The 20012-nt window shown below is 73.0% G+C and carries 19 protein-coding genes; 9 read left to right on the plus strand and 10 right to left on the minus strand.

From position 1 onward, the window contains the following. Positions 1 to 10: 10 nt before the first annotated feature. Entirely contained in the window at positions 11 to 724 is a 714-nt protein-coding gene (locus tag ABJI51_RS24480; RefSeq protein WP_348953728.1) for an SDR family NAD(P)-dependent oxidoreductase, read from the minus strand. A gap of 174 nt (positions 725 to 898) precedes the next feature. On the opposite strand from ABJI51_RS24480, the gene ABJI51_RS24485 reads away from it, so the two are divergent. Both ABJI51_RS24485 and kstD read left to right on the plus strand, forming a co-directional pair. Beyond that, on the plus strand, positions 899 to 2089 hold the full coding sequence (locus ABJI51_RS24485; protein WP_348953730.1) for a cytochrome P450: 1191 nt from the start codon (positions 899 to 901) through the stop codon (positions 2087 to 2089). Between the two features lie 141 nt (positions 2090 to 2230). Continuing rightward, the gene (gene kstD, locus ABJI51_RS24490) at positions 2231 to 3964 is read left to right on the plus strand and encodes a 3-oxosteroid 1-dehydrogenase (RefSeq protein ID WP_348953732.1); all 1734 of its coding nucleotides are present in this window, start codon (positions 2231 to 2233) and stop codon (positions 3962 to 3964) included. Here kstD and ABJI51_RS24495 read toward each other — a convergent pair. The 5 genes from ABJI51_RS24495 to ABJI51_RS24515 form a co-directional block, all read right to left on the minus strand. Beyond that, positions 3961 to 4989 (minus strand): LLM class flavin-dependent oxidoreductase, encoded by a 1029-nt coding sequence (locus ABJI51_RS24495; RefSeq protein WP_348953734.1) that lies wholly within the window; start codon positions 4987 to 4989, stop codon positions 3961 to 3963. The genes kstD and ABJI51_RS24495 overlap by 4 nt on opposite strands. Before the next feature lie 37 nt (positions 4990 to 5026). Then, positions 5027 to 6199 carry a Glu/Leu/Phe/Val dehydrogenase dimerization domain-containing protein gene (locus tag ABJI51_RS24500; RefSeq protein ID WP_348953736.1) on the minus strand — a complete coding sequence of 391 codons (1173 nt, stop codon included), beginning with the start codon at positions 6197 to 6199 and terminating at the stop codon, positions 5027 to 5029. 20 nt (positions 6200 to 6219) lie between these two features. Next, entirely contained in the window at positions 6220 to 6801 is a 582-nt protein-coding gene (locus tag ABJI51_RS24505) for a TetR/AcrR family transcriptional regulator (protein ID WP_348953738.1), read from the minus strand. Positions 6802 to 7362: 561 nt separating this feature from the next. After that, entirely contained in the window at positions 7363 to 8202 is an 840-nt protein-coding gene (locus ABJI51_RS24510) for a hypothetical protein (protein WP_348953740.1), read from the minus strand. A 223-nt stretch (positions 8203 to 8425) separates the two neighbouring features. Continuing rightward, entirely contained in the window at positions 8426 to 10132 is a 1707-nt protein-coding gene (locus tag ABJI51_RS24515; RefSeq protein WP_348953742.1) for a TIGR03086 family metal-binding protein, read from the minus strand. Positions 10133 to 10216: 84 nt separating this feature from the next. On the opposite strand from ABJI51_RS24515, the gene ABJI51_RS24520 reads away from it, so the two are divergent. Then, positions 10217 to 10846 carry a TetR/AcrR family transcriptional regulator gene (locus tag ABJI51_RS24520; RefSeq protein ID WP_348953744.1) on the plus strand — a complete coding sequence of 210 codons (630 nt, stop codon included), beginning with the start codon at positions 10217 to 10219 and terminating at the stop codon, positions 10844 to 10846. A gap of 177 nt (positions 10847 to 11023) precedes the next feature. Then, entirely contained in the window at positions 11024 to 11851 is an 828-nt protein-coding gene (locus tag ABJI51_RS24525; protein WP_348953745.1) for a hypothetical protein, read from the plus strand. A gap of 61 nt (positions 11852 to 11912) precedes the next feature. On the opposite strand, the gene ABJI51_RS24530 is transcribed toward ABJI51_RS24525, so the two are convergent. Beyond that, a complete protein-coding gene (locus tag ABJI51_RS24530) occupies positions 11913 to 12605 on the minus strand; it encodes a trypsin-like serine peptidase (protein WP_348953977.1) in 693 nt (230 codons plus the stop codon). 119 nt (positions 12606 to 12724) lie between these two features. On the opposite strand from ABJI51_RS24530, the gene ABJI51_RS24535 reads away from it, so the two are divergent. Further along, positions 12725 to 13498, plus strand: a complete 774-nt coding sequence (locus tag ABJI51_RS24535; RefSeq protein ID WP_348953746.1) for an alpha/beta fold hydrolase — start codon at positions 12725 to 12727, stop codon at positions 13496 to 13498. Here ABJI51_RS24535 and ABJI51_RS24540 read toward each other — a convergent pair. Beyond that, positions 13495 to 14118: a rhomboid family intramembrane serine protease gene (locus ABJI51_RS24540; protein WP_348953978.1), complete on the minus strand. Its 624-nt coding sequence runs from the start codon at positions 14116 to 14118 to the stop codon at positions 13495 to 13497. The two genes, ABJI51_RS24535 and ABJI51_RS24540, sit on opposite strands and share 4 nt — an antisense overlap. Positions 14119 to 14197: 79 nt before the next feature. Here ABJI51_RS24540 and folP point away from each other — a divergent pair, with 79 nt between their 5' ends. After that, the gene (gene folP / locus ABJI51_RS24545) at positions 14198 to 15100 is read left to right on the plus strand and encodes a dihydropteroate synthase (RefSeq protein WP_348953747.1); all 903 of its coding nucleotides are present in this window, start codon (positions 14198 to 14200) and stop codon (positions 15098 to 15100) included. Here the strand turns inward: folP and ABJI51_RS24550 are convergent. Beyond that, positions 15072 to 16139, minus strand: coding sequence for a methyltransferase (locus tag ABJI51_RS24550; RefSeq protein WP_348953748.1), 1068 nt, complete (start codon positions 16137 to 16139; stop codon positions 15072 to 15074). The genes folP and ABJI51_RS24550 overlap by 29 nt on opposite strands. A 182-nt stretch (positions 16140 to 16321) precedes the next feature. Between ABJI51_RS24550 and ABJI51_RS24555 the strand changes: the two genes are divergently transcribed. The 3 genes from ABJI51_RS24555 to ABJI51_RS24565 are packed head-to-tail and all read left to right on the plus strand — an operon-like array spanning position 16322 to position 19187. Beyond that, complete coding sequence (locus ABJI51_RS24555) at positions 16322 to 17440, plus strand: LolA-like protein (RefSeq protein ID WP_348953749.1); 1119 nt, start codon at positions 16322 to 16324, stop codon at positions 17438 to 17440. Further along, entirely contained in the window at positions 17437 to 18348 is a 912-nt protein-coding gene (locus ABJI51_RS24560) for an ABC transporter ATP-binding protein (RefSeq protein WP_348953750.1), read from the plus strand. Before ABJI51_RS24555 ends, ABJI51_RS24560 begins: the two co-directional genes overlap by 4 nt. Further along, on the plus strand, positions 18345 to 19187 hold the full coding sequence (locus ABJI51_RS24565; RefSeq protein ID WP_348953751.1) for an ABC transporter permease: 843 nt from the start codon (positions 18345 to 18347) through the stop codon (positions 19185 to 19187). The genes ABJI51_RS24560 and ABJI51_RS24565 overlap by 4 nt, the downstream gene beginning before the upstream one ends. On the opposite strand, the gene ABJI51_RS24570 is transcribed toward ABJI51_RS24565, so the two are convergent. Continuing rightward, entirely contained in the window at positions 19177 to 19983 is an 807-nt protein-coding gene (locus ABJI51_RS24570) for an esterase/lipase family protein (RefSeq protein ID WP_348953752.1), read from the minus strand. The genes ABJI51_RS24565 and ABJI51_RS24570 overlap by 11 nt on opposite strands. Positions 19984 to 20012 lie beyond the last annotated feature (29 nt).

Genomic DNA, 20012 nt, shown 5'->3' on the forward strand with positions numbered 1-20012 from the left:
GATCTCCAGGCTAGACCGCCGCCATGGCGTTGAACTCCGCTTCCGCCTCTTCCCGCCCGGCGTACAGCGACCACGCCCGGTCCGCGATGGCGTCGGGATTCAGCGTGCCCACCGGGATGCCGTGGTCCTGCTCGGTGAGCAGCTTGTGGATGTCGCCGCCCTCGATGAGGCCGCCGATCGTCAGCGCTCCGGCGTAGATTCCCTTGTCCCGCAACGCTTCGTGCAGCGCCAGCACGTACATGCGCAGCGCTGCGGAGGCCGGGCCCAGATTGCCGAGCATCGGCATCGGGTACTTGCCGCTGAGGCCGCCCGCGAAGAGCAGCGCACCCGAGCCGCGGGCCAGCATGCCCGGCAGGACCGCTTCGACGAGCCGGGCCGCCGGGACGACGATCGACTCGAACGGCGTGCGCAGGGCGTCGGCACCCGCTTCGGTGAGCGGGGTGATGCCCGGCCCGGCGCCGGCGTCGGCCGGGCCGAAGTACACCGTGTCGATCTCGCCCGCGTCTTCGGTGATGCGGGCGAGCACGCCGCGGAGCTGGGCTTCGTCGGTGACGTCGGCGGTGTACGTGAGGGCGGTGACGCCGGGCAGGGCCGCGCGGTAGGCCGCGTGCCGCGCGTCGCTGCGGGAGACCAGTGCCGTCGTGAAGCCTTCGCGGCCGAAGCGGCGGGCGATCGACAGGCCCAGGCCGGGGCCGGCACCCAGCACGGCAAGGACTTTCGGCAAGAGTTCCTCCTGGGGCTAAGTTGAGAGTGTGCTCAACTTAGCCACAACTTGAGGGCATCGTCAACTTACCGCTGCCCGTGCGGGCGGCCGTCCGGACGCAATCCGGCGTCCGGCCGGGTCTTCCGTGCCGCCACGCCTTCCCGCACGCCGCGGGCGGCGCTCATCATCGGCGCCATGACCGCTGTCTATCCCGCCGAGAAGGACCATCCCGCCGTCCCGATGGGGGCGGTCTACGCCGGCCACCCGCCGATGTCCCGGGTCGCGTTCCCGAGCGGCCACGAAGGCTGGCTCGTGACGCGCTACGACGACGTCCGCACGGTCCTGGCCGACCCCCGGTTCAGCCGCAACCTGCTGTACCCGGGCGCGCCGTGCCTCATCGAGCCGGGCGACTTCTCGACCGGCGAGCACAGCATCCTCAACCTGGACCCGCCCGACCACACGCGCCTGCGGCGGCTGTCCGCGCAGGCGTTCACCGTCCGGCGGATCGCCGGGCTGCGGCCGCGGATCCAGGAGATCGCCGACGACCTCGTCCGCGCGCTGGCCACGCACGGCCCGCCCGCCGACCTGGTCGAGGAGTTCGCCTTCCCGCTGCCCACCGCGGTCATGTGCGAGCTGCTCGGTGTCCCCTTCGCCGGGCGCGAGCGGTTCCGGCAGTGGTCGCGCGTGATCGTCACGCCGATGCAGCACACACCCGCCGACGTAGAGCAGGCCCGGCGCGACGGCGCGCACGACATGGCCGAGCTGGTCGCCGCGAAGCGCGCGCAGCCGGCGGGCGACTTCCTCAGCGCGCTCGTGCACGCCCGCGACGAGGACGGCGACCGGCTCACCGAAGCCGAGCTGATCGACCTCGCGACCCAGCTCCTGCTGGCCGGGCACGAGACGACGGTCAGCCTCATCTCGACCGGGATCTTCCTGCTGTGCCGCCATCCGGAGCAGCTCGCGGCGCTGCGGGCCGATCCCGCGCTGACGTCCGGCGCGGTCGAGGAGATCATGCGCTACGACAGCCCGGCCGACACGTCGCTGCTGCGGGTCGCGCTCGAAGACGTCGAGCTGTCCGGCGGGGTGGTGCGCCGCGGCGAGGCGGTGCTGGCACACACCGGGGCCGCGAACCGCGACGAGAACGTGTTCCCGGACGCGGCCGCGTTCGACATCCGCTGCAAGGATGCCCCGCAGCTCGGCTTCGGGCACGGCATCCACTTCTGCCTCGGCGCCGCGCTGGCCCGGCTGGAGGGCGAGATCGCGCTGCGGACGCTGCTCGACCGGCTGCCCGGCCTGGATCTGGCCCTGCCGCCGGAAACCGTCGCCTGGCGGCCGCCGTTGTCGGTGCGCGGCCCGGAGGCACTGCCGGTGACGTGGACGGCGTGAGCCTGGGCCGAATGCCGTCACCGGTTGGCGCCTCCGGCCGATCGGGACCGGTCCCGGCTGCTCCAAGCGGGTAGAACAGGTTCCAGTTCGCGGTCCGGATCGGAATCATGACCTCGCTGTCCCGCGAGCGAGGAGGACGCCATGGATGCCGACCTGACCCGCCGCCAGCTCCTGCGCGGCACCGCGGCCGGCGTGGGCCTGGCCGCGACGTCCGCGCTCGCCGCGGCGCCCGCCGCGAGTGCCGCGGCGCCGCTGGGGGAGTACGACGTCGTCGTGGTCGGCTCCGGCGCCGCGGGCATGACCGCGGCGCTGACGGCGGCCAAGCGCGGCCTCAGCGTCGTCGTGCTCGAGAAGGCGCCGACGTTCGGCGGCTCGGCGGCGCGGTCCGGCGCGGGCATCTGGATCCCGAACAACCCGGTGCTGCTCGCCGCCGGGGTGCCGGACACCCCGGCGAAGGCCGCGCAGTACCTCGCCGCCGTCGTCGGCCCGGACGTGCCTGCCGCGCGCCAGGAAGCGTTCCTGCGCAACGGCCCGGAGATGATCGCGTTCGTCATGGCCAACAGCCCGCTGCGGTTCCGCTGGATGGAGGGCTACAGCGACTACTACCCGGAGCTGCCGGGCGGCCTGCCGAACGGCCGCTCGATCGAGCCGGACCAGTTCGACGGGAACCTGCTGGGTGCCGAGCTGGCCAACCTGAACCCGCCGTACCTGGCGACCCCGCCCGGGCTCGTCGTGTTCAGCGCCGACTACAAGTGGCTGAACCTCGCCGCGGTCAACGCCAAGGGCGCCGCGGTCGCCGCCGAGTGCCTCGCCCGCGGCACGGCCGCCGCGCTGGCCGGGCAGAAGCCGCTCACCATGGGCCAGGCGCTCGCCGCCGGCCTGCGGGCCGGGCTGCAGCGGGCGAACGTGCCGGTGTGGCTGAACACGCCGCTGACCGACCTGAACGTCGAAAACGGCGCGGTGACCGGGGTCGTGACGCCGAACGGGCTGGTGCGGGCCCGGCGCGGGGTGATCGTCGGCTCGGGCGGGTTCGAGCACAACGCCGCGATGCGCGCGCAGTACCAGCGGCAGCCGATCGGCACCGACTGGACCGTCGGCGCGCGGGAGAACACCGGCGACGGCCACCGCGCGGGCCAGCGCGCCGGCGCGGCCCTCGACCTGATGGACGACGCGTGGTGGGGCCCGGCCATCCCGGTCCCCGGCGACCCGTACTTCTGCCTGGCCGAGCGCACCCTGCCCGGCGGGCTGCTGGTGAACCAGGCCGGGCAGCGGTTCGTCAACGAGGCCGCGCCCTACAGCGACGTCGTGCACACGATGTACGACAAGAACCCGACGGCGCCGGACATCCCGGCGTGGCTGGTCGTCGACCAGAACTACCGCAACCGCTACCTGTTCCGCGACATCCTGCCGGTGCTGCCGTTCCCGGACGCCTGGTACGCCGGCGGTGCCGTCTTCAAGGCGTCGACGATCGAGGACCTGGCCCGCCGGATCGGCGTGCCGCAGGCGGCGCTGAAGTCCACAGTGGACCGTTTCAACGGCTTCGCCCGCACCGGCTCCGACCCCGAGTTCCACCGCGGCGCGAGCGTGTACGACCACTACTACACCGACCCGGCGGTGCAGCCGAACTCCTGCCTGGCGCCGCTGTGGCTGCCGCCGTTCTATGCGTTGCGGATCGTCCCGGGCGACCTCGGCACGAAGGGTGGCATGCGCACCGACGCCAGGGCTCGTGTGCTGCGCCCGGACGGCTCGGTGATCCGCGGCCTGTACGCGGCAGGCAACGCGAGCGCGGCGGTGATGGGGCACAGCTACGCGGGCGCGGGCTCGACCATCGGCCCGGCCATGACGTTCGGCTACATCGCCGCCAACGACGTCTAGAACTCCTTTTCCACCAGGGGAAGCACCTCGGTGCCGAGCAGCTCGATGGCCTTCATGACCTCGGCGTGCGGCACGCCGGACCAGTCCATCTGCATGGCGTAGCGGTCGGCGCCGGTGAGCTTGCCGACCGCGACCAGCCGCTCGGCGATCTCCTGCGGGCTGCCGACGAACAACGCCTGCGCGTCCCGGGTGTACTCGTCGTATTCGGCACGCGTCGGGATCGCCCAGCCGCGGGCGCGGGCGCCGTACTTCATCGTTTCGAGCCAGTACGGGTAGAAGGTTTCCTTGGCCTCCTGCGACTTTTCGGCGATGAAGCCGATCGCGCCCATGGTGACGTGCAGGTCCGCGGGGTCCTGCTCGCCTGCCTCGCCCGCCTGGCGGTAGAGGTCGACCAGCGGGGCGAAGCGCTCGGGACGTCCGCCGATCACGGCGTACACCACGGGCAGGCCGAGCAGCCCGGCGCGGATCGACGACTCCGGGTTGCCGCCGGTGCCGACCGAGATGCGCAGCCGCCTCCCGTACGGGCGCGGCAGGATCCGCGCGTTCTCCAGCGGCGGGCGGAACTTCCCGGACCAGGTCAGCGGGTCCTCGCGGTCGATGCGCAGCAGCAGCGCGAGCTTCTCCTCGAACAGCTCGTCGTAGTCGCCGAGGTCGTTGCCGAACAGCGGGAACGACTCGGTGAACGACCCGCGCCCGGCCAGCAGCTCGGCGCGGCCGTGGCTGAGCTGGTCGAGCGTGGTGAACTGCTGGTAGAGGCGGACCGGGTCCTCCGTGCTCAAGACGGTGACGGCGGAGCTGAGCGTGATCTGCCGGGTGACGCTCGCGGCGGCGGCCAGCACGGTGCCCGGGCTGGAGATGGCGTACTGGTCGAGGTGGTGCTCGCCGAGGCCGTAGAAGGCCAGGCCCAGCTCGTCGGCGAGCTTGATCCGCTCGAGGGTGTTGGCCAGCGTCTGCGCGACGGACAGCTGCTCGCCGGTGCGCGGGTCCGGCGCGCGGTCGCCGAAGCTGTAGATGCCGAGTTTCATACAACGTTCAACTACTTCGGGGGCGGAAACGTTCCCGTCAGCCGAACCGGGCCTGGATGGCCTCCAGATTCCGCTCCGACAGCTGCAGCGCGGCGGCGCGCAGGCTCAGGCCGTCGAGCGTCGCGACCTCGAACATCCTGGTCACCAGGTGCCGCATCCGGGCGCGGACCTTGCCGAAGGCCTCCTCGGCGTCCGCGCCGACGTCGCCGAACAGCGTCCACCACCACCACGAGTTGGTCGCGGAGTTGGCCACGAAGTCGGGCACCACCCGGATGCCGCGGGCGTCGAGCAGCTCCTCGGCGTCCGGTGTGACCGGCAGGTTCGCCGCCTCGACGATCAGCTTCGCGCCGATCTTGGCCTGGTTGTCGCTGTCGATGCAGTAGGAGATGGCGGCCGGGACGAGCACCTCGGCCGGCACGTCCAGCCACGCTTCCGGCGGCAGCAGCCGGTCGCCGGGCCGGAGGTTGTCGCGGTCGATCCCGCCGAAGCGGTCACGGTGCCGCAGCAGGTTCTCGACGTCCAGGCCATCCGGGTTGGCGACGACGCCGTGGACGTCCGAGACGCCGACCACCCGCAGCCCGGCGTCGGCGAGGAACCGCGCGGTGGCGCCACCCATCGACCCGAAGCCCTGCAGCACGACCCGGTTCGGCTCGGTGTCGAGCCCGAGCATCTCCAGGCCGGTCAGCGTGGCCTGCGCGACGCCGAGGCCGCCGACGAGTTCGTCGAGCCCGAGGCCGCCGACCTCGATCCGGAAGGCTTCGGCCAGCCGCGCGGTCGCCGCCTCCTGGTCGTCGAGCAGCGGGTACACGGCCTGGACCGGGCTGCGCAGGCCGATCTCGGCGATCACGCCGTCGATGACGTCCTGCCGCAGGCCGAGGTCCTCGCCCATGGTCCAGTACTGCTCGATCAGCGGCCGCATGGCGTGCAGGTAGCGCGCGACGACGTCGCGGGCCCGCTCGTCGTAGGGGTCGAAGTCGATGCCGCCCTTGGCGCCGCCGAGCGGGACGTACCGGCCGTCGGGGTCGTAGTTGAGGCCTTCCTTGAGAGTCATGCCCCTGGCCAGGCCGCGGACCTCGAACAGGGTGCAGCCGCGCCGCATCCGCAGGCCGCCGCTGGCGACGCCTCTGACGAGCCGGTCGATCACCAGGTACCCGCGGCACCCGGTGACGGGATCGGTCCACGCCACTTCGAGCAAGGCCGGTTCGCTCATCGCCCCTCCTGATCGGCCGGTCAAGATCCGAGCTCGTGCGCCAGCGCCTGCTCCACCCAGCGAGCGCAGTCCCCGGCGGTCACGGTCCCGTCCCGCGCGACAACCTGAACGGCCAGCCCATCGAGCAGGGCGGTCAGCCGCCAGGCGGCACCGTGCGGATCCGGGCAGCGGAAGGCCCCGGCGCCAACCCCCTCGGCAATGAGGGCGACAACGGCATCCCGCCACCGCAGGTCCAGCCGCTGCAGCACGGCCCGCAGCTGCCGGTCCCGCATCGCGGCGGCCCCGGCTTCGATCCACAGCTGCCAGCCATCGGCCTTGGCAGGCCCGTAGAGAGCAAGCACGGCCCGCAGCCGGGCATCGACCGGGCCACCGCGCGCCAGAGCGTCGCCGAGCTTGGCGAGTTCCTTCTCGGCAGCCTGCCGGAACGCTTCGATGATGAGAGCTTCGAGGGTACCGAAGTGGTAGAAGACGAGAGCGGTGCTGATGTCCAGAGCCTTGGCCACCTCGGCGGCCCGCACCCCGGCAATGCCACACCGCCGGATCTGTGCGAGGGCGGCACCAACGATCTCCTCCCGCCGCACCGCAACCGCCTTCCGCATCATGCGGCCACCGTACCGAGGGGCGCGGGGTAGGGGGATGCGCCGAATGTGGGTTCCTCGGGCTGACCGGACGGTCAGGGCGAGGTGGTTGGGGGTGGCTTGGTTCGGTTCGGGTGGGCTGGCGGGTGTGGGTGGCGGGTGGGCTGGTGTGCGGGGCGCGGCTGGGTGGCGGGAGCGTGGTTGCCGGGCTGGTGTGCGGGGCGGTTGGGCGCAGCCGGGGTTCGTCCGCGGCGGGCCATACCGGGTGGCGCGGCCGGGGGTGCTCGTCGGGCGGTGACCGGAGCGCCGCTGGGTCGCGGCTGCGTGGTTGCCGGGCTGGTTTGCGGGGCGGGGTGCAGCCTGGGCTCGGCCATGGCCATGGCCATGGCCGGGCGGGGGGCCGGGGGTCGGGCGGGTGCGTGGTCGCCAGGGCGGATGGGCTGGTTTGCGGGGCAGTTGGGCGCAGCCCGGGTCGTCCGTGGCGGGCCAGGCCGGGTGGCGCGGCCGTGGGTGTTCGTTGGGCCGTGGCCGGGGCGCCGTTGGGTCGCGGGGTGGGTTGCGTTCGGCGCCGGCGGGTTGGCGGGGTCAGGGGCGGAGCTGGGTGACGAGGCTTCGCAGCCAGGGTTCGGCCATGGCGGGCTCGGTGGTGATCGTCCGGACGAGCCGGTCGCGTACCGCTGCCGAGCGTCCCGCGTCGACCAGGGCGAACGCCTCGGCCAGGGCGCGGCGGGCGCGTTTGCCGTGGTTGGGGGTGCGGATCGTCTCGTCGGTCCAGCGCTGCCGCGGGAACGACGGGGTCAGTTTCGGCTGGTGGTCACCGAGGTAGTGCCAGACGTCGGGGGCGAGCGACACGTTGCGGACGGCCGACGCGGGGAGTTCGTCCGGCCAGTCGACGTCCTCCTGCCAGCGCCACGCGTCCGGCTGGGTCGGCTGGCGGAGCGTGACGCCGAGGAACCGCAGCTTGCGGCGGATCACCGACCAGGGCTCGCGCTCCTCGTCGATCCAGCGGCGCAGCTGGACGTACAGCTCGGTGAACGTCTCGCCTTCGTAGACCAGGTCCACGAACACCGTGGGCCGCGTACCGCGCGCGAGGCGGTACGGCGTGATCCCGGCGGCGGCCAGGTTTTCCCGCAGCAGCCCCAGATCCCGCGACCCGAACGCGGCCCGCGGCTTGAGCGACAGAGGCAGCCGCCCGACCCGCCCGTGCCACGACGTGCGTTCCAGTGCGCCGCCGAGGAGATCGTGCATGCTGTCCAGCGACCGGCCGACGAACCGCAGTTCGCCGTTCCCGCACCGGGCGAGGACCTTGGCCGTGCAGTCGGTGAGGGCATCGAGGAACCACAGGTGCGGTTCGGGGGCGTCGTCGAGGAGCGTCCCGACCCGGTCGGGACGCACGAGGTCCCACCGGAACGGTCCGTTCGTCATGCCGCCAGGGTAGGTACGGGAGTGCTTGGGGGACAACGGATTTTCGGCGGCACGGGCCGGGCGGGGAGCAGGCGGCCTGCGTACCCCGGCTTGGCCGGGATGGAACGCGGACTCGGTGGACGAATCGGGAACGCTTGGGGGGCAACGGAGTGACGCAAGGCGACCAGTCTGAGGCCGTGACGCGGGCCTGCCGGGGAACCAGTGCGGTTCCCCGGCATCTTCGTCAGGCAGTCCACTGTGGATTGCGGCCCAGGTACCGCAGCAGCGTCGCGACCGCGTCGTCGTCGGCCTCGGCCTTCAGGGCTGGGGCGTAGGCGAAGCCGCGCAGGGGCTCGGCCAGCTGGTGGGCCACCGGGAGGAGGGCTTCCGCCAGGTCCGGGGTCAGCGGGGACTTCTGGCCGCTTGCCTTGGCGATGTCCCACGCGTGGACTGCCGCGTCCAGGGCTGCTGCTCCCACGGCCACCGGGGCCGGGAGGGCTCCCTGGGGCAGCGGGGTCGGGACCTCCGTTGCGTCCGGGCTCACTGTGGCGAAGGCCGCCGCCGCGGTCTGGAGGGCCGGCTCCAGGTAGTCCGACGGGCGCTCTTCGAGTTCGCCCGACGGGGAGAACGGGTCGAAGTCCGGGCCGCCCGAGCCCGTGATGAAGGCCGCGTAGCCCAGCTGGTCGCCTGCCGCGTGCTGGAGGACCTGGGTCACGTTCCACTGCGAGCACGGTGTCGGGGCCGAGAAGTCCGTGACGCCCGCGATCGCCGACCGCAGGGCCTCGTGCGCCGCCGTGAGGACCGGCCAGTCCGTTCCCCGGTTCAGGCTTGCGAAGAACGCGCGGATGTCGGCGACCAGGACCTCCGTTGCCTCGTGTGCCGCGTAGTGGCCCGCCGCGTCGCGGGGGCCGCCGCCGGCCGACGCCACGTCGTAGGCGTTCCAGCTGACGATGTTCGCGTGGTCGCGCTCGGCGAACCGGCGGATCGACTGGAAGTCGCCGGCGAACATCGCCAGGCCGGTCGGGACCGTCGTCGGGCCCTCCGGGCGCGCCGTGTTGTGCGCGTCTTCGTAGTAGAAGCGGATCGACGAGCCTGCCGTGCGGGTCAGCCAGTACAGCGCCACGTTCGCCAGCACGAACTCCGCGTCCAGGTGCTCGCCGAACAGCTGGGCGTTCCACGCCAGCAGGCCCAGCGGCGAGTCCGCCAGCGCGAACGCCAGCGTGTGCGGCTGCTGGCTGTGCAGCGTGTTGAAGGAGAACATGTTCTCGTAGAACCACTGCAGGTGCGCCAGCGCGGCCTGGTCGGCCTCGCTCAGGTCCGCCATCTCGGCCGGGTCACCGGACGGGAACGCGAACAGCTGCGTGACGTGGACGCCGACGACCTTCTCCGGCGCCAGCCTGCCGATCTCCGGCGAGATCATCGATCCGGCGTCGTTGCCCACCGCGCCGTACGACTCGTAGCCCAGCCTGCTCATCAGCTCCGCCCACGCCGCCGCGGTGCGGTGCGTGCCCCAGCCCGCCGAGCGGGTCGGGCCCGAGAAACCGAACCCGGGCAGGGACGGGATGACCAGGTGGAACGCCGGGGCGTCGGCCGACTCCGGCTCGGTGAGCGGGCCGATCACGTCGAGGTACTCGACGATCGAGCCCGGCCAGCCGTGGGTCAGCACCAGCGGCGTGGCGTCCGGCCGCGACGACCGGACGTGCAGGAAGTGGATCGTCTCGCCGTCGATCTCGGTCAGGAACTGCGGGTACGCGTTCAGCCGCGCCTCGACGGCCCGCCAGTCGAACTTCTCCAGCCAGTACTCGGCCAGCGCGCGGACCCGCTCGTTCGTCACGCCGTACTCGGCGGGCAGGTCGTCCGGCCACAGCGCGCCACGCAGGCGGTTCTGCAGGTCGTCGAGGGCGGACTGGGGGATCTCGGCGCGGAAGGGGCGGAGGGCGGGGACGGTCATGACTGGCTCCTCGGTCTGGAACGGAATGGTTCGTTCCGAACTGTATCAGAGCGGAACGATCCGTTCCAGTGCTAATCTGGATCCATGCCCGAGACAGCCCTCCCCGGCCGCCGCGCCCAGGCCGCCCGCAACGACGTCGTCATCCTCGATGCCGCCCGCCAGGTCTTCCTTGTCGACCCGAAGGCCCCGATCGCGCACGTCGCCGAGCGCGCCGGCGTCGGCATCAGCGCGCTCTACCGGCGGTACCCCAGCAAGGAGGTGCTGCTCTGCCGTCTCTGCCACGATGGCCTCCGCCGGTTCATCACCGAGGCCGAAGCCGCCGCCGAGGAGCCGGACGGCTGGGCGGCGCTGACCGGTTTCCTCCGCCGGATCGTGGACGCCGACGTCCACTCGCTGACCGTCCACCTCGCGGGCCTGTTCACCCCGACCCCCGAGATGGGTGAAGACGCCCGGCGGGCGAACGAGCTGGCGCGCGGCCTGGTCGCCCGCGCGCACGAGAGCGGGCGCCTGCGCCGCGACGCCGTCCCCGAAGACATCGGCATGATCCTCGAGTGCTGCGCGGCCATCCGCGTCGAGGACCCGGAGCGCACCACGCAGCTGCGGCGGCGATACCTCGCGCTGCTCATCGAAGGGCTGGCGGCCGACGGCGGCCCGGACCTGCCGGGCCCACCACCGCGGCCCGGTGAGATGAACGGCCGCTGGCGTCCGTCCTGACGGCGGTGCCGCGCCGCCGCCCGATGGCGGTAACGAATTCCGGGAGTGCGGCGACTGATCAGCGTCGGTTGTCCCCGAAACAAGTGCCGCAAACTGTCAGAGCCGTATTCCCCGGACCGGAACAGCGAGATCACGACTATGCAACGAAGCTGGCGACGGGTCACCATCCTGTCCTCGGTGGCCGCACTGGCCACGGCATTCTTCGCCATGGCGCCCGCTGCGCAGGCGGCCCCGCCCACCAGTTCTGTCCAAGTCAGTCCCACCACCCTGGTTCCGGGACAGACATTCACCGTCACGCAAACCATTTACAACGACCGCGATTTCACGGTGACTTTCGCGAAGGGCGCCATTTACGGTTCGCCGACCGCGATCACCGACGTCGCCGACCTCGTTTCCTGCACCGGCGTGACGTCGCTCGGCTGTTTCCAGTACGGCAGCAGCTACCGTGCCCCGTTCGGCGACCTCGAGCCGGGCGGGTCCCGGACGGTGGTGTTCACCCTGCGCGTCAAGGACACCGCGGCGCCGGGGCAGTTCACGCTGCAGCACCAGTTCGTCGGGGACAACTACTCCTTCGAAACCTTCGACGGCCCGGTCGTCACCATCGCCCCGCCCGCGACGCTCGCCGACATCAAGGTCGGGCTCGCGGCCACCGGTCGCGGCGGCCTGAACGCCCGCATCGACTACACGGTGACGGTGACGAACATCGGCCCGGGCGCGGCGTCCGGAATCCGGGTCGTGGCCACGTATCCGGCGGCGCTGTCGTTCGCGAGCGGCTCCGGGTGCGCCCACGTCGGCACCACGCGGACGGTGAACTGCGACGTCGCGTCGCTGGCCAGCGGCGCGTCCGCGACCAGGACGTTCTCGGTGGACGGCGGCCTGCTCGCCCTCGGCTCGTACACCACGACGGCCCAGCGGACGGCGAGTTCGCCGACGGATCCCAACGCTGCCAACGACAGCGCGTCGAAGACGTGCTCGGCGCTCACCGGGCTCATCGTGACCTGCTGAGGTCCCATGAGGTGAACCGGGCTCGTGTCCTCCGCCAGGGACGCGGGCCCGGTTTCGCGCGTCAGCCGGCGACCGACGCGTACAGCTTCGCGATGTCGTCGTCGAAATAGGGGCTGTAGGAAACGTCCGGGGTGTCGCCGCCGAGCTGGAACCCGCCGATCACCCCGATGACCTCGCCGCCGGTGACCCACGGCCCGCCACTGGTCCCGTCGGGGAAACCCGGGCAGGCGACCCGCATCTGGTAGGTGTCCGACCGGGTGGTGTCCCCGGTGCAGACCACCGGGGAAGCCGCCGTGTCGGGGTAGCCCGTGAGGGTGATCCGGTGGTCGAATCCGCGGTTCGTGCCGAGCGCGTTCGCGCCGGTCAGGCTTTCCAGCGACGCCGGGTTCCCGGGCTGCTGCACGGTCAGGAACGCGAAATCCAGGTCCGGGTCGGCCGAGGCCGTCCAGCCGGGCGCGACGGCGGTCGCGGTCACCGTCCACATCCCGAACGGCGCCACGCCGTCGTGGTACCCGGGCGCGAACGTCATGCCGTCCCGGACGCAGTGCGCGGCGGTCAGCACCAGGTCACCGGTGCCGGAGTGCACGACGCTGCCCGTGCAGAAGTGACTGCCGTTCGCGAACAACGCCCCGACCGAGGGCGCGGCCGAGGCGGACGGCGAGGCCGGGGCGGCGGGCGGGACGGCCGGGGAGGCGTAGGCGTCGTCGGAGGTCGTGTCCGCGCCGATGGTCAGCACGGTGCCCAGCGCCAGCATCGCCGCCGCGAGCGGCCCGGGAACCTTGATCGCCACCCGTCCAGATCACCACAGCACTGCCCGATCGGCAGCCTGTACGGGCAGATCCACAGCGACCTCACAGCGCTAGCCTCGGAACCATGGCGACGGTGACTTCCCCCGACGGCACGGTCGTCGGGTTCGAAACCTGCGGCGACGGCCCGCCGATGGTTCTCGTCCACGGCACCGCCGCGGACCACACCCGCTGGACGACGGTCCGCGACCGGCTGGCCCGGCGGTACCGCCTGTACCTGGTCGACCGCCGGGGCCGTGGCCTCAGCCGCGCGGAGGCTCCCGGCTACGACATCCGCCGCGAAGGCGAGGACATCGCCGCCGTCGCCGAAGCCGCCGGGGGAGACGTCTACCTGCTCGCGCACTCCTACGGTGCCCTGTGCGCGCTGGAAGCCGTCCGGATCACCACGGCCGTCAGCAGGCTCGTCGCCTACGAACCGCCGCGGCCGAAGCCGGGCGAGCCCGTCGTCGGACCCGACGCGCGGCACCGCATGCGCACCGCCGAAGACCCCGAAGAGGTGCTCGAAATCTTCCTGCGGGAGGCCCTCCGGCTCACCCCGGCGGCCGTCGAGGCGATGCGCGGCACGCCGGTCTGGCAGGCCCGCGTCGCCGCGGCACACACCATCCCGCGTGAGCTGGACGTCGTCGAGGCGATGGTGTTCGACGACCGGCTGGCGGAGATCGCCGTCCCCACCCGGCTCTTCGCCGGCACCGAAAGCCCCGGCTACCTGCGGCTCGCGGCCGAAGAAGTGGCGCGCCGCATCCCCGGCGCCGACGTCGTGCCGCTGCCCGGCCAGGCCCACCAGGCGATGGACTTCGACCCGGACGGGTTCGCCGATGCGGTGTTCGCCTTCGGCGGCTAATCCGAGAGCAGCGGCGTCTTCGGCCTGCGGTCGCGGAACAGCCAGCCGCCGACGATGCCGCCGGCAAAGCCGAACAGGTGGCCCTGCCAGCTGACGCCCTCTTCGGTCGGCAGCAGGGACGTGAACTGGTAGGCGAAGCACAACGCCATCACCAGCCCGATCACGATGTCGATCGGGTGCCGGTCGAACAGGCCCCGCACGATGACGTAGCCGAAGTAGCCGAAGACCAGGCCGCTGGCCCCGACGGTGACCGCCAGTGACGGCGAGGTGAACCAGATGCCGAGGCCGCTCGCGACGATGATCAGCAGGCTCACGCCGAGCCACTTCTTCACCCCGCGGTAGGCGGCGAGGAAGCCGAACACGAACAGCGGTCCCGAGTTGGCCTCGATGTGGTCCCAGCCGTAGTGCAGCAACGGCGCGGTGAAGATCTCCGGCAGCGAGGCCGGGTCGCGCGTCTCGATGCCGAACTCGTGGCTGAGGCCGTAGCCGCCGACGGCGTTGACGACCTGGATCGCCCACAGCAGCGCCAACAGGCCCACCATCACCCACAGCGCCTTCTTGGCCTCGGCGATCATCGCCTCGGCGTCGCTGCGGGCCGGTCTCTCCCCGGTCGTGTCCATGCCGTCCCCCTCCTCGATGGCGCCGAGGATACGCGGCGCGGCGTTCCGGCCCCAGCCGCGACCTGGCAGGGTTGGGGGCATGACGTCACACCGGCCGGAGATGGTCTTCCGCGGCCGTCGCATGCCCGGCGACCGTGCCCTGGTCATGGCCATCGTCAACCGCACGCCCGACTCGTTCTACGACAAGGGTGCCACCTACGACGAGAACGCCGCCCGCGACGCCGTCGACCGCGCGGTCGCCGCGGGCGCCGACATCGTCGACATCGGCGGGGTGAAGGCGGGCGAAGGCCCCGAAGTCGACGTCGACGAGGAGTGCCGCCGGGTCGTGCCGTTCGTCGCCGAGGTGCGGGAACGCCACCCCGGGCTGGTCATCAGCGTCGACACCTGGCGCCACGAGGTCGGGCGCCAGGTCTGCGAAGCGGGCGCCGACCTGCTCAACGACACGTGGGCGGGCGCGGACCCGAAGCTGGTCGAGGTCGCCGCGGAGTTCGGCGCGGGGTACGTGTGCTCGCACGTCGGCGGCATGCCGGTGCGCACCGACCCGTACCCCGCGCCGACCCCGGAGCGGCCGTTCTGGCCGCGCTACGACGACGTCGTCGCCGAGGTGATCGCCGAGCTGACCGAGGCGGCCGAGCGGACGGTCGCGGCCGGGGTGCCGCGCGGCGGCGTGCTCGTCGACCCGACGTTCGACTTCGGCAAGAGCACCCGCCACGGCCTCGAGCTGCTCCGGCACTTCGGCCGCCTCGTCGACACCGGCTGGCCGGTGCTGGTCGCGCTGTCGAACAAGGACCTCATCGGCGAGACGCTCGACGTCGAGGCCCACGACCGCCTGCCGGGCACCCTCGCGGCGACGGCGATCGCGGCCCACGCCGGGGCCGCGGTCTTCCGGGCCCACAACGTGCGGGAGACGCGGGAAGCCGTGGAGGCGGTCGCGGGCCTGCGTGCGTCGTCCACTATGGACGGAGCCGCCACAGCGACGTGACCTCGGCGGCCCGCGCCCGGTGCAGCGGGTCCGCCGGATCGAGCGCACGGGGATGCCGGGGTGCCGCCTCGGTGCGGGCCACCACCCGCAGGCCCGCCGCGGCGATCCAGCCCAGGAGGTCGGCGCGCGTGCGCAGTCCCAGGTGCTCCGCGAGGTCGGACAGCACCAGCCACGCCTCGCCGTCCGGCGTGAGATGCCGCCGGGCCCGGTCGAGGAAGCCGCGCAGCATCCGGCTGCCCGGGTCGTACACGGCGTGGTCGAGCGGCGTGCGCGCCCGGCCCGGCAGCCACGGCGGGTTCGCCACGACCAGCGGCGCGCGGCCGGGCGGGAACAGGTCCGTGCACACCACTTCGGTGCGCGAACCGAAGCCCAGGCGCGCCAGGTTTTCCGACGCGCACGCGACGGCGCGCGGGTCGGAGTCGGTCGCCACCACGCGCTCCACACCACGGTGGGCGAGGACGGCGGCGAGCACGCCGGTGCCGGTGCCGATGTCGAACGCCAGCCGCGTGTCCGGCAACGGCGTGTCCGCGACCAGGTCGACGTACTCCTGCCGCACCGGCGCGAAAACGCCGTAGTGCGGGTGGATGCGCGCGCCGAGAGCCGCGACGGTGACGCCTTGGCGGCGCCATTCCGCCGCGCTCAGGACCCCGAGCAGTTCCCGCAGCGGGACGGCCGAGGGTTCGTCCAGGGGGCCGTAGACGTCGGTGCACGCGGCCCGGACGTCCGGCGCGCGGCGCAGCGGCACGACGTGCCCGGGATCCAGCGGCACGTACAGCAGCGACAGCAGCCGCGCGCGGCGGGCCCGGTCGGCGCGGTAGCGCGGGTAGTCGCCGGGCGGGGGCGGCGGGATGCGCCGGTTCATGGCGGCGAGCAGGCGCCGGGCCGCCGGGTAGTCGGAACGCCAGAGCAGCGCGACGCCGGAGGCGGCCGTGCGCAGGGCGGCGTCGGCGGAGAGACGGTCACCGGCGACGACCGCCTGCCGCGACGGTGGTGAGAAAAGCCGGCGAGCGGGTTCGCCGGGCAGCACGAGATGAGCCACGGGAAAGGGGTTTCCGTTCTTGCTGCGGGCACGCTGAAGAACCCGCGTGGACGTGCGGGTGTGCGAAGTGACCGGAGCGGGAACTAGCTCAGGACAGCAGCATGAACGGGTGTCGTCACCCTTCGACCCTAGCCCGCGGCCCGGTGCCATGGCGTACAAAGGACGGAAGAGGTGATGCCGGAATGACACCCTCGGTCGTGCGGCGGGCCCGGTGGCGCCGGTGGTCGGTCGTCGCCGCGGTCGCCGCGGTGCTGGTTTCGGTGCCCTCGCTCGTCTCCGCGCTGGCTCCGGCGGGGGAGACGCTCGACCCGGCGCGCCTGCGCGCGCTGGTGCTGGACTCCGCCGGACGGCCTTATCAGGGCTACGCCGAAAGCGCCGGTTCGCTCGCCCTGCCGGAACTGCCGAACCTCGGTGCCGTCACCGCGCTCTTCTCGATGCGGACGCCGATGCGCGCGTGGTACGCCGGGCCGGACCGCTACCGCGTGGACATCCTCGGCACGGCAGGCGAGCACGACGTCTACCGCCTGCCGGGCGGCGAATACGCGTGGGACTACGGCGACGACATGCTGACCTCGCTGGTCGGCGATCCCGGCGTCCGGCTCCCGCGTGCGGCGGACCTGCTGCCGCCCGAGCTGGCGCGGCGGATCCTGCGGGCGGCGGGCGGCGACCCGGTGAGCGCGCTGCCGGGCCGCAACGTCGCCGGCGTCGCCGCGTCCGGCCTGCGGCTGGTCCCGGCCGATCCGGCCACCACCATCGGGCACGTCGACCTCTGGGCGGACCCGGCGACCGGGCTGCCGGTGCGGGTCGAAGTGGCCGCGCGCGGGCAGGCGGCCCCGATCCTGGTGACCGAGTTCCGGCAGCTCGAGCAGACGACGCCGGTCGTCGGGACGCCGCGGCCGGCGCCCGGGTCCGGGTTCACCGTGACGAACGCCCCGGACCTCGCCGAGACACTCGGCGCGTTCACCCAGGTGCCGCTGCCGCCGTCCCTCGCCGGGCGGCCGGTGGTGTCGCCGGACCTCGGCGGCGTCACCGGCGCCGCGCTCTACGGCCGCGGGCTGGCGTCCTTCGCGGTCATCGCCGTGCCGCGCCCGATTGCCGCCGCGGCGGCCGACGCGGCCGGGAAGGCAGGCGGCACGCAGGTCAGGCTGGCCGCCGGGACCGTGGTGCAGCTGTCGATCACGCCGCTGTCGCTGGCGATCGTGCGGTCGGCCGTCGCGCGCCGCTCGTACCTGCTGGCCGGGACGGTCACTCCGGACGTCCTGCGCACCGTGGCGGACGAGCTGTCGAGGGCGCGCCGATGATCGTCACGCGGGCCCTCACCAAGCGGTTCGGTGCCACGGTGGCGGTCGACGCCGTCGACCTCCGGGTCCGCGAAGGCGACCGCTACGGCTTCCTCGGGCCGAACGGCTCGGGCAAGACCACGCTGGTCCGGATGCTGCTCGGCCTCGTCTACGCCACCAGCGGCGAGATCGAGGTGCTCGGCAGGCCGGTACCGCGGCGGGTCGCCGACGTGCTGCCCGACGTCGGCGCGCTCGTCGAGGGCCCGGCCGCGTACCCGCACCTGTCCGGACGGCGGAACCTGGCGCTGCTCGACGCCGCCGGGCGCGGCGGCCCGCGGCGCACGCGGCGCCGTCGCATCGGCGAAGCACTCGAACAGGTCGGGCTCGGCGGGGTCGACCGGCGGCCGGTCAAGGCGTACTCGCTGGGCATGCGGCAGCGGCTCGGGCTCGCCGGCGCGTTGCTGCGCAAGCCGCGGCTGCTCATCCTCGACGAGCCGACCAACGGCCTCGACCCGCAGGGCATCAAGGAGATCCGTGAACTGCTGGTGCAGCTGAACGCGGACGGGACCACGGTGTTCCTGTCCAGCCACCTGCTGGCCGAAGTGGAGCAGCTGTGCACCCGCGTCGGCGTCGTCGACCGCGGGCGGCTCGTGCTGGAGGAGGACCTGACGACGCTGCGGGCGGCGACCGGCCGGGTGCTGGTCGGCACGCCGGACGCCGCGGCGGCGGCCGCGGTCCTCGACGGACGGCTCGAAGCCCGCGACGGCGACCGGCTCGTCATCCGCCACGGCGACCCGGCCGCATTGAACGCCCTGCTCGTCGAAGCGGGCGTGCGCGTGACGTCCATCCACGCCGAACAGCGGACGCTCGAAGAGGTCGTCCTCGACGTGACGGGTCCGGGCTCCGACCGGTTCGGGGCGGCCGGATGATCGGCGTCGAACTGCGGAAACTCGTGCTGCGGCCACGGATCTGGGTGAGCGTGCTGCTGCTGTGCCTGCTGCCCGCAATCGTCGGCGTCTTCCTCGCGACGGCCGACTTCGCGCCCCCGCCGGGCCAGGGCGGGGCGTTCCTCTCGGCGGTGGTGCACGACGGCTCGCTGTTCCCGGCCGCCGCGCTCGCCTTGGTGCTGCCGCTGTTCCTGCCGATCGCGGTCGCCGTCGTCGCGGGGGACGCGATCGCGGGCGAAGCGGCCGGCGGCACGCTGCGTTACCTGCTGGTCCGCCCGGTCGGGCGAACCCGGTTGCTGGCCGCGAAAATGGTGGCGCTGGCGGTGTACGTGACCGCGGCGATCGTCATCGTGGTGCTGACGTCGCTCGTGCTCGGGGTGATCCTGTTCGGCACCGGCGGCGTCCCCGGCATCGCCGGGCCGGGCGGGCAGCCGTCCGGCGTGACGTCGTTGTCGGGCCAGTCGCTCAGCTCGTCGGCACTCGGACTGCGGCTGCTGGGCGCGGTGTCCTACATCGTCGTGTCGATGCTCGGGTTCGCCGCGATCACCGTGTTCCTCTCGACGGTGACCGACTCGGCGCTGGGCGCCGCGCTGGGCGGCCTGGCCGTGCTGATCACCAGTTCGGTCCTGGAGACCCTGGACGCGGCCGCGCCGGTGAAGCCGTACCTGCCGACGCACTACTGGCTGTCCTGGATCGACTTCTTCCGCGATCCGGTGCTGTGGCGGAACATCGACCACGGGCTGCTGCTGCAGGCCGGGTACATCGTGGTGTTCTTCGGGGCGGCGTGGGCGAACTTCGCGACGAAGGACGTCACGAGCTGACGCAGTCCTTCGGCGCCTCGAGCGGCGCGGTGCCCAGGGCCTGCAGGACCAGCTCGGTGACGGCCGGATCGGTCGGCAGATCCCCGTGCGTGGCCGGGTTTCCCGGGCAGAGCTGCTGCAGGGAGACGTTCACCGCGCCGTCGAGCCGCGCCGAGTCCGGCGGGGTGACCGTCTCGTCCCGCTCGGTCCAGACCGACAGCCACGGCAGCGTCGGCGGGATCGGCTCCTTCGCCAGCTCCTGCATCAGGCTGCTGCCCGGGGCGAGCTGGACGCAGGCGGCCGGACAGGCACCGGGGACGAGCGCCCCGCCCGCCGCGGCGAGGCCGGTGCCGTGCATCGGCGCACCGAGCGTCACGACCCGCCGGGCATGGTGGTCCCCGCCTTCGCGGCTGACCCACAGCCGCGCGACCACCCCGCCCGCGGAGTACCCGACGACGTCGACCGAAGGCGCACCCTGTTCGTAGGCGCGTTCCACGGCGTCGGCGAGCACGGCGGCCTGCTCGACCAGGTCGCCGGTGCCGTCCCCGGCCAGGGTGAGCACTTCGGTGGAGCGGCCGGTCGCCTGCCGGATCTTCGCGGCCAGTTCGTTCAGGGCGCCCTGGCCGCCGCCGTAGCCGGGGACGAGCAGGACCGGCCCGGGCCGGTCCTGGTCCGGAACCCCGCTGTCCGGCGCGCTCTTCGTGACCGAGGCGGCGACGAGGGCCGCGGCGAGCACGGCCGCCGCGGCCACGCCGACGCCACCCATCAGCAGGCGCCGCCGGGGGCTGATGCCGTGCCACCAGTCCGTGATCCGCACGGTTCCATGATGACCGGGCCGGCGGCCGA

It is taken from the genome of Amycolatopsis melonis (assembly GCF_040064235.1).
GTDB lineage: Bacteria > Actinomycetota > Actinomycetes > Mycobacteriales > Pseudonocardiaceae > Amycolatopsis > Amycolatopsis melonis.

Bases quoted from the DNA above. Each gene is read 5' to 3' on its own strand.
- ABJI51_RS24555 (WP_348953749.1), top strand. From the start codon at position 16,322: ATGACACCCTCGGTCGTGCGGCGGGCCCGGTGGCGCCGGTGGTCGGTC.
- ABJI51_RS24485 (WP_348953730.1), top strand. From the start codon at position 899: ATGACCGCTGTCTATCCCGCCGAGAAGGACCATCCCGCCGTCCCGATG.
- ABJI51_RS24535 (WP_348953746.1), top strand. From the start codon at position 12,725: ATGGCGACGGTGACTTCCCCCGACGGCACGGTCGTCGGGTTCGAAACC.
- ABJI51_RS24495 (WP_348953734.1), bottom strand. From the start codon at position 4,989: ATGAAACTCGGCATCTACAGCTTCGGCGACCGCGCGCCGGACCCGCGC.
- ABJI51_RS24510 (WP_348953740.1), bottom strand. From the start codon at position 8,202: ATGACGAACGGACCGTTCCGGTGGGACCTCGTGCGTCCCGACCGGGTC.
- ABJI51_RS24515 (WP_348953742.1), bottom strand. From the start codon at position 10,132: ATGACCGTCCCCGCCCTCCGCCCCTTCCGCGCCGAGATCCCCCAGTCC.
- ABJI51_RS24560 (WP_348953750.1), top strand. From the start codon at position 17,437: ATGATCGTCACGCGGGCCCTCACCAAGCGGTTCGGTGCCACGGTGGCG.
- ABJI51_RS24530 (WP_348953977.1), bottom strand. From the start codon at position 12,605: ATGCTGGCGCTGGGCACCGTGCTGACCATCGGCGCGGACACGACCTCC.
- ABJI51_RS24500 (WP_348953736.1), bottom strand. From the start codon at position 6,199: ATGAGCGAACCGGCCTTGCTCGAAGTGGCGTGGACCGATCCCGTCACC.
- ABJI51_RS24520 (WP_348953744.1), top strand. From the start codon at position 10,217: ATGCCCGAGACAGCCCTCCCCGGCCGCCGCGCCCAGGCCGCCCGCAAC.
- folP (WP_348953747.1), top strand. From the start codon at position 14,198: ATGACGTCACACCGGCCGGAGATGGTCTTCCGCGGCCGTCGCATGCCC.
- ABJI51_RS24565 (WP_348953751.1), top strand. From the start codon at position 18,345: ATGATCGGCGTCGAACTGCGGAAACTCGTGCTGCGGCCACGGATCTGG.
- kstD (WP_348953732.1), top strand. From the start codon at position 2,231: ATGGATGCCGACCTGACCCGCCGCCAGCTCCTGCGCGGCACCGCGGCC.
- ABJI51_RS24540 (WP_348953978.1), bottom strand. From the start codon at position 14,118: ATGGACACGACCGGGGAGAGACCGGCCCGCAGCGACGCCGAGGCGATG.
- ABJI51_RS24505 (WP_348953738.1), bottom strand. From the start codon at position 6,801: ATGATGCGGAAGGCGGTTGCGGTGCGGCGGGAGGAGATCGTTGGTGCC.